Below are 14,251 nucleotides of genomic sequence, written 5' to 3'. Positions count from 1 at the left end.
GCGTGCGGCCGAGCGGGTTGGCGGCGACGATGTCGAGGTGCCCGTTCAGCACGATCGCAGGCGAGTCGACCATGCCGTCGATCAGCGGCTGCACGCCGTCGGGGATTTTGCGGTCGTCCCGCTGCGGCGACCGCGCGGCGCTCGTCGTGGTGCCGGCGGCCCGCACCAGGTCGAACAGGTGCGTCGTTTCTTCCTCGGCGAGCCGCAGCGCGCGGGCGACGGAGTGCAGGACGTCGTCGGAGACTCCGGCGACGTTCCCGCGTTCGATCTGGGTGTAGTACTCGATGCTGACCCCGGCCAACTGCGCGACCTCTTCACGCCGCAGCCCCGGCACCCGACGTCGGCGCCCGGGCGGCAGGCCCACCTGCTCGGGGGAGATCTTCGCCCGCCGGGTCATCAAGAACTCTCTGACGTCCTTGGCGATGTCCATGGATCCACAGTAGGAACAAGACCGGGCGCCGGGAAGGGTCAGTCGCCCGGTGTCAGCGGCAGGAGCAGGGAGGCGACGACGTCGTCCACCTTGTCCAGGTACAGCACGTCGTGAATCATCGTGCCGACCACCTGCTCGGCCAGCGGATACACCGAGTACGGCACGCACTTGCGGAACTTGTCGACGAAGTCTTGCTCACTGAACGGATTGTTCGGGTGCCCCTTGACGTAGACGTGTTCGGTGGTGATCCTGCGGCCGTCTCGCAGCGTGGTCGTGAGCCGTGCGCCCCAGTCCGACACGGACGGGTCCTCGGCAGCGGTGATCCTCGACATCAGCTCTCGGACGTCCTCACGTTGCCGTGCCTCGTCGGTGTAGGACTGCACGAAGACGCTCTTGTCGATCGCGGCGGTCGCGACGGCGTACGGCAGGCTGAACTGACATTCGGGGACCGTCCGCGGGTGCCACTTCACGTCGGTCGGTTCGCACACGGCGCGCCAGCCGGAGGTGGAGACGTCGATGTGCACGGTAGCGATGTCGTCGGGACCGAAGCCGTGCGTGCGCATCTGATCGAGGATGCCGTCGATGGAGGAGTGCGAGAAATAGCAGGCGCTGTACCCCTTGGTGGTGATGTTCGTCGTCTCCCAGCGCTCCAGATCCCGGGTGAGCAGCTCGGGGTCCGTCTCCCAGCGGGCCGTGCGCAGGTAGCCGTTGGGTCCGGTCAGCACCTCCCGGCGGGGGCCGGTGATGCCCTTCTCCGCGAGGAGGCAGGCGGTGATCGCCGATTGGCAGACGAGGCCGTGGTGCACCCGGACCATCAGGGTGGCCGGTGCGTAGATCGCCATCGTGTGCGGCTGCGTCATCGTGCGGGCGATGCCCTGGGCGTTCTCGAGCAGTTCCTGGGAGAAGCCGAGGAGTTTGCCGACGGCCGCGACGGCTCCGAAGATGTAGTGGCCACCGCAATCGTGGGACTTCACGGCGGTGCTGATGACCTTGTAGGCCGAGCCCACGCGGATGAGCGTCTCCTGCCCGACGACCAGTGCCGTCAGGAATTCCTTCCCCGTGACGTCCGGCCGAAGCCCGGTGGCCGCCAGCAGACTGGCCACGATGTATTCGCTGATGTGCCCCGCTTCTTCGTGAAGATCGCCGCAGTCCATCGCGCGGGGCATCGGGCCGATCGCCAGTGCCGCCTCGGCCGCGGGAACGCGGCCACCGTAGAACGGCAGGACCGACTGCGGTGCGCCGCCCTTGTCCTTGACCAGATCCACGATCGCCGGAATCCCGTCCATACCGGAGCCGCCGATCATCACGGCCATGCAGTCCAGCAGGGTGTGCTTGGCATGCCGGACGACCTCGGCGGGGAGATCGTCGTAGTCGGTCTGCACCGCCATCCGGCACAGGGTGCTCATCGGATCTTCCGAGTTCTGGATCGCGAACTTCGTCATGTCGTCCCTCTTCCGCGTCGAGATATCGCTGCCGGCAACGCAAATCGGCGTCCCGGTTCATGTCAGAAGGTCGCGCATGCCCCGGCTCGGGGATAGGGGGATTCTCGGCTACCGAGAAGACGAGTCCGGTCAGGGCACCTCGGTCGCGTGCCGGATCTGCTGCTTCAGCAGCGTCAACCGTGGCCCGTCGGCGGTGCGAGTCGCGCGGGAGATGCCGAGCGCGGTGGCGTGCAGCGCCGGCAGCAGGGTCGATGGCGCGTCGGCGCCGAACGCGGTGGTGACCGACAGTGCGCCGATCGCGGTGCCGTCGTCGGCGAGGATCGGCACGGCGATCGCCGTCGAGTCGGGGGAGATCCAGCGGCGGGCGACGACGTAACCGGTGCGCCGGGTCTCGTTCACGATCCGCAGCAGTTCGGCCCGGTCGACGACGGTGTGCTCCGTGAAGCGGGTGATCTTGCCGGTCGCCAGGATGTGCTCCCGCACCTCCGGCGTAGAGAACGCCACCAGCACGATCCCCGGCGACGACGCCAACGCGGGAAGCCGCACACCCGGCTGAGTCACGTTGGTGACACCCGGTTGTCGCGTCGACAGCGTTTCCACGTTGAGGACGTCGTTGCGGTCGAGCACCGACAGCAGGGTGGGGGCCTGCACCGCCGACCGCAGGTCCTCCATGTACGGCAGGGCGACCTCCCGGAGCGTGAGCGCACTCGACGACCGGGCCACCACCTCCCACAGGCGGGTGCCGATGCGCAGCCTGCGGTCGGGGTCGCGTTCGAGGAAGCCCACGTCGACGAGTTCGGCGACGATCCGATGCGCCGACGGCATCGGGATCGCGGTCCTGCGCGCGATCTCCGACGCCGTCTGGGGGCCGCCCGCCCCCTTGAACGACTCGAGCACCTCGACGACCCGCTCGATCATCGATTCACCGCGGGCGGGCATCGGTCCTCCTCGGCGTCGAGTGTGTCGTGAGGGCTAGTCGAGATTGATGTAGACGGCCTTCGGGTACAGATAGCCCTCCACGTGCTCTTTCGCTCCCTTCCAACCGTAACCGCTCATCTTGGTGCCGCCGAAACCGATGGCCGGGTCGAGGACGCCGTAGCAGTTCACCCAGATCGTTCCGGCCTTGATGTTCCGCGAGACCTGGTGCGCTGTGGACAGACTGCGGGTCCACACACCGCCAGCAAGCCCGAACGGTGTGTCGTTCGCCAGGCGCAGCGCGTCGTCCACGTCGTCGAACGGGATGACCGACGCGACCGGCCCGAAGATCTCCTCTTGGGCGATCGTCATGTCGTTCGACGCGCCGGAGAACACGGTCGGCTCGACGAAGAAGCCCGATGCCAAGTCGCCGCCGAGACGCGTGCCACCGCTCGCCAGATGCGCACCTTCGCCGCCGCCGACGTCGATGTAGTGCATGACCCGCTCGAGTTGCCGCTCCGAAATCAGAGGGCCCAACTGGGTATTCGGGTCGAGACCGTCTCCCACCCGGATGGTCTTCGTGAACTCCTGCATGCGCTCGACGAACTCGTCGTGGATCGAACGCTGCACGAAGATCCGTGAGCCCGCGACGCAGACCTGCCCGCTGTTGGTGAACACACCCATCGCGGCGCCAGGCACGGCCTTGTCCAGATCGGCGTCGGCGAAGACGATGTCGGGCGACTTACCGCCCAACTCCAGTTGCAGACGCTTGAGGTTGCCCGCCGACGCGCGGACGATGGCCTGCGCCGTGCCGATGGACCCGGTGAACGCGATCCGGTCGACGTCCCGGTGCTCGGCCAGGGCCTGGCCCGCGTCGGCGCCGTACCCGGTCACGACGTTGATCACGCCCTCGGGCACACCGGCTTCCATCATCAGTTCGGCCACCCGCAGCACCGACAGGGAGGCGTCCTCGGCAGGCTTGAGGACGGCGGTGCATCCGGTGGCGAGCGCCGGGCCGAAGATCCACCACAGGCCGATCAGCGGACCGTTCCACGGAATGATCCCGCCGACCACTCCGACGGGGGCGAGGGACTTGAGGGTGAGGAAGTCTCCGGGAAGCGAATTCGGGGGAGTCGCCACGGTCGCGGCGTCGCATTGGGACGCGAAGAACTGCAGCACCTGCGAGGTCCACTCGGCGAGTCCGGTGGTCCGCTTCAGCGGCGCCCCCATGTCGAGCGTCTCGATCATCGCCAACTCGTCGAAATTGTCGAGGATGACGTCGTGGATCTTCAGGATCAGCTTGCGGCGCTGGTGCGGCGTCCACCGACTCCATTCGCCCTCGAAGGCGCGGCGAGCCGCCGCGACGGCGAGATCGACGTCCGTGGCGTCGCCGCCCGCGATGCGGCAGAGTACCTGCCCCGTCGCCGGATTGACGGTGTCGATCTGCCGGCCGGATGCGGCGTCGACCCACTTGCCGCCGATCAGATTCTTCTTCGATCCCTGGATGAAAGCGGGTACGGTGAGCGATGTTTCGTCTTGGATGAGCAATTCGTTCAACTCCTCCCGTCTCGGCGCCGGCCGAGACAGTCGTGGTCGGCCGGTCCGGCCGCGGGCTTCGTCGATGCGGTGACCTGTTCGGGTGTCAGAATTCGAAGACTCCCTTGCCGTCCGATTGCTTGTCGAACCACTGGTATGCCTCGACGGCCTGGTCCAGCGACCAGCTGTGGGTGTAGAGGTCGTCGACGGGGAGCCCCTGCTCGACGATGAATTCGGCGCAGCGCCGCTGCTGGATCGTGGACATCGTCCAGGACGTCATGATCGTCCACTGCTTCTTGTACTGCTCCTCCGTCCGGAAGTGCACTTCGCCGGGGAGTCCGATGAAGCACGCACGTCCCCATTTGCCGAGGACGCTCAGCGCGTCGGCGCCCGCCACCCCCGACGTTTCGAGGATCATCTCCACGCCCTTACGGCCCGCGAGTTCGGCGATCGTCGCGGACAGGTCGACCTCGGCCGAGTTCACGACCTCGCTCGCGCCGAACTTCCGTGCGCGTTCCAGTCGCGAATCGTTGACGTCCACCGCGATGACCCGGGCGCCGAGCGCCGAGGCGAGCATGGTCCCGGACAGCCCGACCGGGCCCTGCCCGAAGACGACGAGCGTCTTCCCACCGACGTCGCCGAGCCGCATGAGACCTCCCCACGCCGTTCCGGTGCCGCAGCCGATCGCGGCGCCCGCCTTGTAGCTGAGACCGTCGGGGAGCGGCAGCAGGGTCCGGGCCGGCACGACCGCGTACGGTGCGTGACCGCCGTGGGTGGTGATGCTCATGGTCTGAGCGTTCCCGCGGTCGCACATCTGCGGCCATCCGGAGCGACACTGCTCGCACACGTCGCACCCCCAGTAGTGGTGGATCATGACGCGGTCGCCGACGGACGCCGTGTCGGGCGACACCCCTTCTCCGACAGCGTGTACGTCACCACAGGGCTCGTGACCCTGAATGGTGTCGGCGCTCCCGCCGAACGACACCGCGCCCCGGTAGAAATGGAGGTCACTGCCGCACATTCCGGACGCCCGCATCCGGACGACCACTTCTCCCGGCCCCGGTAGCGGTGCCGGGAAGTCCTTGAGAACGACGCTGCCATCCCCCGGAAAAGTGATTCCCTGCATTATCGACCTTCTTCCTCGTTGCGGAGCGCCGCGGTGGCCTGCGCGTCGATGCGCAGCCCTTCGGGATCGGACTTGGGGTCGCCGATCACGACGACGCCGTAGTCGCGGGCGGCGCCGGCGATGCTGACGTATTCGTTGCGCACGTCGGCGAGCACGCGTTCGGGGTCGCGGGCGAACGGGTCGCCCCAGCCGCCGCCGCCGTTGGTCAGGCACCGCAGGATCGACCCGGTCCCGGTCTGCCACACCTGCCTGCTGGCGAAATAGTGGTACTCGCCGTCGACCGGGTCCAGCGCCTTTGTCTCGGGGTCGAGCACGCCGGCGACGGGGATGCTGTCGGCGTAGACGTCGGGTGCGGTGCCCAGCATGCCCGGACCGTCCGCGCCGTCACGCGGCGGGAAGATCCAGATGGCGCCGTTGGGTCCGGGTTCGCCGCCGTTCGCGCCGACTCCGCTCGGGACCTTCGTGCGGAACGGCGACAGGTAGTGGCTGCCCTCGCTCAACCACAGTGTGTCCTTGAGGTTCGCGGCCCCACCGCGGAACGTGCCGGGACCGCCGGTGTCGATTGCGTGTTCCTTGCGCAGCATGACGACCGGCGAATCGTGCTCGATCGTCTCGGTGGCGGGGTCGAGGTTGTTGAGGAAGAACAGGACGGTGTAGCTGTCGCCGTCGCCTTCCTTCGTGGCCCCCCACGGCCCGTGCTCGCCGCCGCACTGGGTGGCGCTCGTCCACGGGGTTCCGTCGGCGGTCACGCCGGACGCATTGTGGGTGTTGGTGGAACCGTAGTCGCCCGCGACACCCTTCTCGCCGAGGGCCGGGTTGAGCGCGTCGAAGACGGCGGAGACGACGGCGCCCGACGCCTCCCAGAACATCATGATCCCGCCGTCGGGCGGCAGGGACGACACCAGTGTGCCCGGCGGGGTGGCGAGGTCGATGTTGCGCCAGGTGCCCGAGGTGAACGGCACCTCCGGGTCCAGAAGCATCGTCAATGCCACGCCGACAGCGGTTTTGGCGTCGAGCACCCCACAGTTGATGCACGTGCGAGCCTGCGGCGAGGTGCCGGACAGGTCGACCTCGATGTCCTGGCCGTGCTTGCGCAGCGTCACCTGCACCGTGTAGTCGACGCTGTCGTCGAGGCCGTCCGCATCGATCAGTGAAGATCCGGTGTACTCGCCGTCAGGAACGAGTGCGATGGCGTCGCGCATCCGCTCGGCGGACGTGTCGCAGGCGTACGTCAACGTCCCGAGATAGGCGGCCAGACCGTAGCGTTCGATGTTCTCGAGCACGAGTCGCTCGCCGAGCGCGAGTTGCTGGTAGATGCTCTTGAAGTCGGGCAGCAGCATCCCGCCCCACCGGGTGTTGTCGAAGATCAGGCTGAACGTCGAACGCACCGGTTCATCTTTGGACCACAACAGCATCGGCGGAATGACCAGACCGTTCTCGTACACGTTCGCCTTCGTGGCCGAGAATCCGCCGGGCACGGTGCCGCCCATGTCGAGTTGGTGGGCGCGCATGTTCACGAACGAGACGATCTTGCCGTCGACGAACACCGGTCGGATGAAGCACACGTCGTTGACGTGGGTTCCGCCGCGATACGGGTCGTTGCAGATGAGTACGTCACCGGGGGACAGGTTCTCGGGCCCGAACTCCTCGACGACGTTCCGTACGGCGTCGCCGAGCGTGCCGAGGAAGACCACGAGGCTGTTGCTGACCACGGCCATCGGATAGTTGTGATCGGGCGGACCGCTGATGGTGCACGCGAAGTCGTACCAGTCGCGGATGATCGGCGAGAAGGCCTCGCGCATGAAACCGGTGGACATGTGTTCCACCGTGTACCGCAGCCGGTTGAGGATCACGGCCGCGGTGAAGCGGTCGCAGCCGTAGGCGTCGGTGAACGTGGCGTCGGAGATGTCGCGCAGGCGAGTCGGTTCGGCGTCCGCAGAGGCGGGTGTCGCTTCGAGAGTGGTCATGGGATTCACTTCCTCCGGATGATCAGTTCGCCGTAGCGGCCGACGGTGGCACGTTGCCCGGCTCCGATGTGCGTCGTGGAGAGTCCTTCGTCGACGATGGCGGGTCCTTCCAGAACATCACCGGCGCACAGGGTTCCGCGGTCGTAGACGTCGGCCTGCTGCGCGCCCTCGCCGTCGGCGTCGATGTCGCCGAGGTAGCGCAGTACCGTCGTCCGGACCGGCTGAAGGGGTTCGTCGCCGCGCTGCGGAGCCTCGGGGTAGTCGACTTTCGGGGTGTCGAGGACCGCCCGCACCCGGAACGTCACGCCCTCGACGGGCATCGCCTCGAAGCGGTTGCCGGAACGGTTCTCGTACGTGTCGTGGAACGACTGGACGATGGTGGTGATCGCGTCGGCGTCGATGGTGCCGTCGGGAACCGGCACGAACGGTGTCTCCGAGCTCTGTCCGGCGAGGTGAGCGTCCATGCTGCGGTGGAACGTCACACCGGTGGCCTCGTCGAGCCCTTCGCGCAGTTGCGATTCCATCTCGCCGAACAGCGCGTCGACAGTCGGCGCCGCGTCGGGGGTGAGGATCATGTACGCGCTGCGGTTGGCGGTGAACACCTGGTCCGCGGACAGCAAGCCCAGCGCCGAGAACAGGCCGGGATACGGTGGCACGATCACCTGCTTGCAGTGCACCGTGTCGAGCACCGCGGGCAGCAGCATCGGACCGGCGGCGCCGAACGCGACGAGGCTGTAGTCGCGGGGGTCCACACCGTTCTTGATCGCGACGTTGAACACGCCCTCCGCCATGTTGTTGACGGCCATTTCGTAGGCGTAGCGGACCTTCTGCGCCAGCGTGAACTCCGAATCGAGATTCTCGAAGGCCTGCCGGGACAGCACCGGATCGAGGTCCACCGCGCCGCCGGCGAACCGGCTGGGATCGATGATGCCGATCATCAGGCAGGTGTCGGTGGTGGTCGGCTGGGTGCCGCCGCGCCCGTAGCAGGCCGGTCCGGGAGAGGATCCCGCGCTGTCCGGGCCCACCTGGATCTCGCCCGCGGGGCCGATCGCGACGATGCTGCCGCCGCCGGCGCCGATGCTGGAGATGTCGTTCGCCAGGGCGTTGACGACGAGGTCGTGTTCGAGTTCGAAGCTGGTGTTGACGAACGGTTCGCCCGCCGTGACGACGCTGATGTCGATGGAGGTGCCGCCGACGTCCGCGCAGAGCAGGTTGTTCTCGCCGATCAGCCCGCCGAAGTGGGCGCACCCGACGGTGCCGGCCGCAGGACCGGAGAAGACGATGCGGAACGGCAGTTCCATCGCGCGGCCGGACGGAACGAGGGTGGCGGCGCAGTCGGCGAAGTTGAGTTCCCCGCTGAAGCCGAGGTCCGCGAGGCCCTTCTCCAATTTGGCCGCGTAATCGGTGTAGATGATCTTCATCAGTGCGTCGATCACCGTCGTCGACGCCCGTGCGTATTCCTTGGCGAGCGGCGAGACGTCGCTGGAGATCGAGCAGGGCACGTCGCCGAGGACCTCGCGGACCAACTCGCGCAACCGGATCTCGTGCGCCGGGTTCACGTACGCGTTGATCAGACAGATCGCGACACCGGTGACGCCGCAGCGCCGGAGCACGTCCAGTTCGGCGCGGGCCTGCGTTTCGTCCAGTTCGAAGAGCACGCCGCCGTCGGCGGTGATCCGCTCGTGGATGCCGCGCCGCAGGTACCGCTGGACCAGCGGCCGGGAGGCGTCACCGAAGCTGCGCCGCCACCGCGAGTCCAGGATGGCGTGCGCCGGGCGCCAGACCCGACCCATGTCGAGGATGTCGCGATGACCCTCGGTCGTGAGAAAACCGATCTTGGGCAACCGCCGGGTGATCACCGCGTTCAGGCCGTGCGTGCTCGCGTGGTTGAACACGGCGGCGTCCTCGACGCCGAGCGCCGCGGCACCCTCGAGGACCGGCCCGAACACCTCGGCGTAGTCGGTGGTGACCTTGGCGGTCTGGATCTGTCCGTCGCGCAGGGCGACTACGTCGGTGAATGTTCCGCCGACATCGACTGCAATCATCGTGGAATCCTTCGTCAGAGCAGGTCGGTGAGAAGTTGGATGGGCCCGAGCCGGGACCACGGTGAGCGGTCCAGCGACAGCAGGCACTGCTGGCACTTGACGACCTGGAACCAGCCGCCTTCGGACACCACGGGGTAGCGGCGGAGTTCCTCGGCGCCGCATCGCGGGCAGTGGCCGTCGACGGGGGTTCGTTCGAGAACCGGGGTGGGTGGGCTGTCGTGTTCTTCGGTCATGGTGGGCACAACTCCAGGTGCTCTCGGAGACGGGAGCGCAGGTGCGCTGGTCGTCACGACGCTATGGGGATGGGATCTACGTCACAATCCGTCTGGCGAAGGCCGGCATCCACTTTCCGAACGCCGCGAGCGGCGCACGTCCGCGGCTACCTGCGGATTTATCCCAATATGATGTATTATTTCCACCGGTACTACGACGGCGTGGGTGAAATCCGGCCACGCCGGGTCTCAGGAGGTGGCGGCGCGTGAGCGACCGACAGCTGAACTTCCGCACGGCGGATCTCGACGCCGCGCACGCCCAGGTCACCAAGGCGTTCGCGGGTCACGACGTGCACGTGCCGGACGATCGGGACGTGGATTTCCGGCTCGATCTCGCGCCGGCCCCGCGCCTGACGCTCGGCCGGATGTCGTACGGGGCGGCGGTGACCCTGCACGGGCCGCCTATGCGCCTCTGCTATCACGTGAATCTGCCCGTCACCGGTGCGAGCACGGTCGAGCAGGGCGGCGTCCGCCGAAGCTTCGTCGCCGGGGAGGCGGGTGTCGCCTTCGGTCCGCAGGCGCCCGTGCTGGTGCAGTGGAGTGCGGATTCGTGGCAGTACCACATCAAACTGCCGAAGGACCCGCTCGAGGCGCACGCGGCGAAACTGACGGGCCGCCCGATCGGGGAGGAGATCCGCTTCGATCTGACGTTCGATCTCCGGTCCAGCGCCGCGCAGGCGCTCGTCGCGACCGCCGGGTTCCTGTACGCGGAGCTCTCCCGGCCGGACGGCATCTCCGCGATGCCCGCTGCCTGCCACGAACTCGAATCGGCGCTCATGACTCAACTGCTCATGACGGTGCCGAGTCAGCTCACTCCGGAGCTGCACGGAAAACCCGCCCACACCCGGCGGTCCAAGATCCGCGAGATCGTGGACTACGTCGACCGGCACGCGGAGGACGACATCACCACGGCCGATCTCGCGTCGATGGCCGGAGTGAGCGAACGCGCCCTGCAGGCGGGCTTCCGGGAGGTGGTCGGGATGTCGCCGACCGCCTATCTCCGCGGCGTTCGACTCGACCGGGTGCACCTCGATCTCGCGTGTGGCTCTTCGGGTTCCGTCACGGATATCGCCGCCCGCTGGGGTTTCTACCATCCCGGCCGGTTCGCTCAGCAGTACCGGGCCCGGTTCGGGTTCCTTCCCTCGGAGACCGTGTTGCGCTCACGACGCTGAGCCGGGTGCGCCACGTCGATTCGGGCGGCGGGGGTGCGGTGAGATCACTATATATAATGTTTCAACCTTGTGGCGGGAGGCGGCATGACCGTGGCGGAATCCGTTCGGCGGGAGGCCCTGGAGTTCCGGGGCGCCCACAGCGACAAGCTGATCGGCGACCGGTGGACGTCCCCGGGGCAGGATCGGGGAACCGTGCTGCTGCTGCACGGCGGCGGTCAGACGCGGCACTCCTGGGAGCGCACCGCGCGACGCCTGGCCGGCGCGGGATGGCACGCGATCACCGTGGATGCCCGCGGGCACGGCGACAGCGAATGGTCACAGGCCGGCTACACGCTGGATTTCTTCGTCGCCGACCTCCATGCGACGATCGCGCAGACCGGCACGGCTCCCGTCGTCGTCGGGGCATCCCTGGGCGGACGGACGGCGCTCGCGGCCGTGGGTGAGCGGCCCGGATCAGTGTCGGGTCTGGTGCTGGTGGACATCGCGCACCGCGTGGATCCGGACGGGCGGGAGCGGGTGAGGGACTTCATGGCCGGCGCTCCGAAGGGGTTCGCCACTCTCGAGGATGTCGCCGCCGCGGTCGACGCCTACCGGCCTGCGCCGCGACGACGCCGGAATCTGGACGGGCTGAGGAAGAATCTCCGGCAGCGGGCGGACGGCCGCTGGTACTGGCACTGGGATCCGCGGTTTCTCGAGTTCACGACGGACGGTGCGAACTTCGACGTCGACCGGCTGTCACGGGCGGCCCGGAAGATCACCGTGCCCACCCTGCTCGTCCGCGGGAAGAAGTCGGACATGGTCACCGCCGAGGCGGCCGCCGAGATCCGCGACCTGGTGCCCACCGCGGAGGTGGTCGAGGTCGGTGCCGGTCACATGGTCGCCGGCGACGACAACGACGTCTTCACCGCTCACCTGCAGGACTTCCTCGTCGGCCGGGTGAGTCGGCAGGTCTGACCGGCACGATATGGCGGACGATCAGCCCGCGTTCGCCTCGGCGTGGGTATCCCACAGCCCGCGCTGCTCGAGTTCGTCGATCAGGTGATCCGCGCCGTCCAGGATGTGCGACTCCATGATCGTCTTCGCCCTCTTGCCTGCGTGCTTCTTCAACGCGTCGAGCAGGAGGGGGTGTTCCTCCTGGGTCGTGGTGATGTGGCCCTCGATGGTGGCGTAGAAGCGGTTGGGAAGATTCGTGACGACGGAACCGAGGAGGCGGGCGAGGCGCGGTGAGTCCGCGATCAGGTTGATCTTTCGGTGGAACGCGTGCCCGAGGGACGAAATGCGCTCGGTGTCGCCCTGTGCGATGGCGTCCTCGTGCTGCTTCAGGATTCCCTCGAGTTCGGCGATCTGCTGGGGCGTGATGTTCTTCGCGGCCCGTGCGGCCAGTTCGGCGGCCAGCTGAGCCTGGGCCCAGAACAGATCACGCACGTCCTGCTTCGTGAACGGGGCCACGACGAAGCCGCGGCGGGGGACCATCTCCACGAAGCCTTCGCTCCGCAGGGCGAGGAGACCCTCGCGGACGGGTGTGGTGCTGACTCCGACAGCTTCGGCGATCCGCTCGATACGGAGGAAGTCGCCGGCACGCACCTCGCCGGAGATGATCATCTCGCGGACGTACGTGGCAACTTCCTCGGGCAGTTGCTGTCGTCTTGACCTGTCATTCAGGGGCATCGTCGGTCGCACCTTCCCGGATTCGAAAGACTCGACATAATGTACCATCCGCGCCCGCGTGGTCGGCCCCCGCGTGATCGGCCGCAGTCCGAGCCGCGCCCCGAAATGCCCGACCCCGGGCGTGGGAGCGCTCGTAACTCCGCCGCAAGGACACCGCTGTCGGGCCGGTCACATTTCCGGGTCGACATAATCCACGACACATCATATATTGTTCCGAGTGTGATCTGTGTCGCACCGACTGTCGGTGCTACGAGCGAGAGGGACCTGATGAGCACAACGAAGGATTGGGCGTCGCGCGTGGGGATGCGCCCGTATCAGATTGCATCCGTGGTCTTCTGCATGTTCCTGAACATGCTGGACGGATACGACGTCCTCGTGATGGGTTTCGCGATGCCGCACCTGCCGCAGGGCTTCGCGACCAATCCGGAGAAGGGCTACCTGATCAGTGCCGCCCTCGCGGGTATGGCGGTCGGCGCGATCGGCCTCGCCCGCTTCGCCGACGTCATCGGCAGGCGGCGCATCCTGCTGGTCGGCCTCGCGGCCAACACCCTGGGCCTGACCGCGTCGGCGCTGTCGAACGGTTTCGCGATGCTCCTGGTGACCCGCTTCGTCACCGGCATCGCGATCGGCACGATCAGCGTCGTCATCATCGTCCTCTGCCAGGAGGTCGTCCCGGCCAACCGGCGAAGTGTGGCGCTCGGCCTGGTCATGGTCGGCTATCCGCTCGGCACGACGCTCGCGGGCTTCGCGGGCGCCGGACTCGTGGCGCTGGCAGGCGGGGCGTGGCAGGGCATGTTTTGGATCGGTGCCGCGCTGGGGGTCCTGTCATTCGTGGTGACCGCCGCCTTCCTCCGCGAATCGGACGACTTCCTGGCACGCAAGGGAACGAAGACGGAAGCTGATCGGGCGGTCCCCGCGCCGCAGAGCGAGGTCCGTCTGCTCGGCCGGGAACTGCGATCGCGCACACTCCTCCTGACGTTCGGATACTCGATGCTCACCGCCGGGTACTACTTCGTCGGCACCTGGACGCCGCAGCTGATCAAGGACGCCAGCGGCGACGCGGGGAGCGGTGCGCTGGCCGGCATCATGATCAGCTTCGGTGCGGTGGTCGGTGGATGCCTGTTCGGTGCGTTCGGGTTGCGGTTCCCCGGCGCGCGGATCGCGGTGATCACCTCGGCCGTGTCCGCCGCGGCGATCGCCGGGTTCGCACTCACACTGCAGGGACCATTTGCACTGGCCATGGCCGGGCTTCTCGGCGCAGGCACGTTCGCGGCCATGTCCGGGTTCACCTCCACGTCGACGGTGGCGTACCCCGTGCTCGCGCGCGCCAAGGGCTACGGAGCGATGATGGGCGTCGCCCGCGGGGGTGCCATTCTGTCGCCGATCGTCGCGGGGTACGCGCTCAGTGTCATGACACCGCGCGCGATGTACCTCGCCGTCATCGTGCCTCTCGTGCTCGCGGCCGTCGCGGCGATGGCTCTCACCCGCATCACCCGTACCGTCGTGGCCGGCGAGACGAGGGTGGCGGCCCCGGCACTCGCCACTACCGAGTAGCCGGGACGGAGAAAAGAAGGGCCGCACGGGGAGTTACCGAGCGGCCCATAGTGTGGGCGGGTGATCAGTCGAAAAGGATTAAGCCGCGGATGTTCTTTCCGCTGTGTCTTATAAAAATAAACGA

General features: G+C 67.6%; 12 protein-coding genes. 3 read left to right on the top strand and 9 right to left on the bottom strand.

The window, feature by feature from the left end:
- The 8 genes from ACFTZB_RS33305 to ACFTZB_RS33270 all read right to left on the bottom strand — a co-directional run.
- A partial coding sequence (locus tag ACFTZB_RS33305; RefSeq protein WP_378438220.1) for a helix-turn-helix domain-containing protein occupies nucleotides 1-430 on the bottom strand: 430 nt, incomplete at its 3' end.
- 38 nt (nucleotides 431-468) lie between these two features.
- A complete protein-coding gene (locus ACFTZB_RS33300; RefSeq protein ID WP_378438219.1) occupies nucleotides 469-1,872 on the bottom strand; it encodes an MmgE/PrpD family protein in 1,404 nt (467 codons plus the stop codon).
- 129 nt (nucleotides 1,873-2,001) lie between these two features.
- Complete coding sequence (locus tag ACFTZB_RS33295) at nucleotides 2,002-2,811, bottom strand: IclR family transcriptional regulator (protein ID WP_378438217.1); 810 nt, start codon at nucleotides 2,809-2,811, stop codon at nucleotides 2,002-2,004.
- A gap of 33 nt (nucleotides 2,812-2,844) precedes the next feature.
- On the bottom strand, nucleotides 2,845-4,344 hold the full coding sequence (locus ACFTZB_RS33290; RefSeq protein WP_378438215.1) for an aldehyde dehydrogenase family protein: 1,500 nt from the start codon (nucleotides 4,342-4,344) through the stop codon (nucleotides 2,845-2,847).
- 85 nt (nucleotides 4,345-4,429) lie between these two features.
- The gene (locus ACFTZB_RS33285) at nucleotides 4,430-5,449 is read right to left on the bottom strand and encodes a zinc-binding dehydrogenase (protein ID WP_378438213.1); all 1,020 of its coding nucleotides are present in this window, start codon (nucleotides 5,447-5,449) and stop codon (nucleotides 4,430-4,432) included.
- On the bottom strand, nucleotides 5,449-7,416 hold the full coding sequence (locus ACFTZB_RS33280; RefSeq protein ID WP_378438211.1) for a hydantoinase B/oxoprolinase family protein: 1,968 nt from the start codon (nucleotides 7,414-7,416) through the stop codon (nucleotides 5,449-5,451). Before ACFTZB_RS33280 ends, ACFTZB_RS33285 begins: the two co-directional genes overlap by 1 nt.
- Nucleotides 7,417-7,421: 5 nt before the next feature.
- Nucleotides 7,422-9,461, bottom strand: a complete 2,040-nt coding sequence (locus tag ACFTZB_RS33275) for a hydantoinase/oxoprolinase family protein (RefSeq protein WP_378438209.1) — start codon at nucleotides 9,459-9,461, stop codon at nucleotides 7,422-7,424.
- A gap of 14 nt (nucleotides 9,462-9,475) precedes the next feature.
- A complete protein-coding gene (locus ACFTZB_RS33270) occupies nucleotides 9,476-9,694 on the bottom strand; it encodes a hypothetical protein (RefSeq protein WP_160097466.1) in 219 nt (72 codons plus the stop codon).
- Nucleotides 9,695-9,939: 245 nt separating this feature from the next.
- Here ACFTZB_RS33270 and ACFTZB_RS33265 point away from each other — a divergent pair, with 245 nt between their 5' ends.
- Together ACFTZB_RS33265 and ACFTZB_RS33260 are read left to right on the top strand one after the other, a co-directional pair.
- On the top strand, nucleotides 9,940-10,905 hold the full coding sequence (locus ACFTZB_RS33265; protein ID WP_378438206.1) for an AraC family transcriptional regulator: 966 nt from the start codon (nucleotides 9,940-9,942) through the stop codon (nucleotides 10,903-10,905).
- A gap of 84 nt (nucleotides 10,906-10,989) precedes the next feature.
- Nucleotides 10,990-11,859, top strand: coding sequence for an alpha/beta fold hydrolase (locus ACFTZB_RS33260; protein ID WP_378438204.1), 870 nt, complete (start codon nucleotides 10,990-10,992; stop codon nucleotides 11,857-11,859).
- 21 nt (nucleotides 11,860-11,880) lie between these two features.
- Here the strand turns inward: ACFTZB_RS33260 and ACFTZB_RS33255 are convergent, their stop codons facing one another.
- The gene (locus tag ACFTZB_RS33255; RefSeq protein WP_378438202.1) at nucleotides 11,881-12,573 is read right to left on the bottom strand and encodes a GntR family transcriptional regulator; all 693 of its coding nucleotides are present in this window, start codon (nucleotides 12,571-12,573) and stop codon (nucleotides 11,881-11,883) included.
- Between the two features lie 267 nt (nucleotides 12,574-12,840).
- Between ACFTZB_RS33255 and ACFTZB_RS33250 the strand changes: the two genes are divergently transcribed.
- Complete coding sequence (locus ACFTZB_RS33250; RefSeq protein WP_378438201.1) at nucleotides 12,841-14,127, top strand: MFS transporter; 1,287 nt, start codon at nucleotides 12,841-12,843, stop codon at nucleotides 14,125-14,127.
- Nucleotides 14,128-14,251: the final 124 nt, after the last annotated feature.

It is taken from the genome of Rhodococcus sp. NPDC057014, from assembly GCF_042673295.1.
Taxonomy (GTDB): domain Bacteria; phylum Actinomycetota; class Actinomycetes; order Mycobacteriales; family Mycobacteriaceae; genus Rhodococcus_F.
This window is presented reverse-complemented; position numbering and strand designations above follow the sequence as displayed.

Excerpts from the sequence above, each read along its gene's own strand:
- ACFTZB_RS33300 (WP_378438219.1), bottom strand. The coding sequence starts at position 1,872 with ATGACGAAGTTCGCGATCCAGAACTCGGAAGATCCGATGAGCACCCTG.
- ACFTZB_RS33295 (WP_378438217.1), bottom strand. The coding sequence starts at position 2,811 with ATGCCCGCCCGCGGTGAATCGATGATCGAGCGGGTCGTCGAGGTGCTC.
- ACFTZB_RS33285 (WP_378438213.1), bottom strand. The coding sequence starts at position 5,449 with ATGCAGGGAATCACTTTTCCGGGGGATGGCAGCGTCGTTCTCAAGGAC.
- ACFTZB_RS33280 (WP_378438211.1), bottom strand. The coding sequence starts at position 7,416 with ATGACCACTCTCGAAGCGACACCCGCCTCTGCGGACGCCGAACCGACT.
- ACFTZB_RS33275 (WP_378438209.1), bottom strand. The coding sequence starts at position 9,461 with ATGATTGCAGTCGATGTCGGCGGAACATTCACCGACGTAGTCGCCCTG.
- ACFTZB_RS33270 (WP_160097466.1), bottom strand. The coding sequence starts at position 9,694 with ATGACCGAAGAACACGACAGCCCACCCACCCCGGTTCTCGAACGAACC.
- ACFTZB_RS33260 (WP_378438204.1), top strand. The coding sequence starts at position 10,990 with ATGACCGTGGCGGAATCCGTTCGGCGGGAGGCCCTGGAGTTCCGGGGC.
- ACFTZB_RS33255 (WP_378438202.1), bottom strand. The coding sequence starts at position 12,573 with ATGCCCCTGAATGACAGGTCAAGACGACAGCAACTGCCCGAGGAAGTT.
- ACFTZB_RS33250 (WP_378438201.1), top strand. The coding sequence starts at position 12,841 with ATGAGCACAACGAAGGATTGGGCGTCGCGCGTGGGGATGCGCCCGTAT.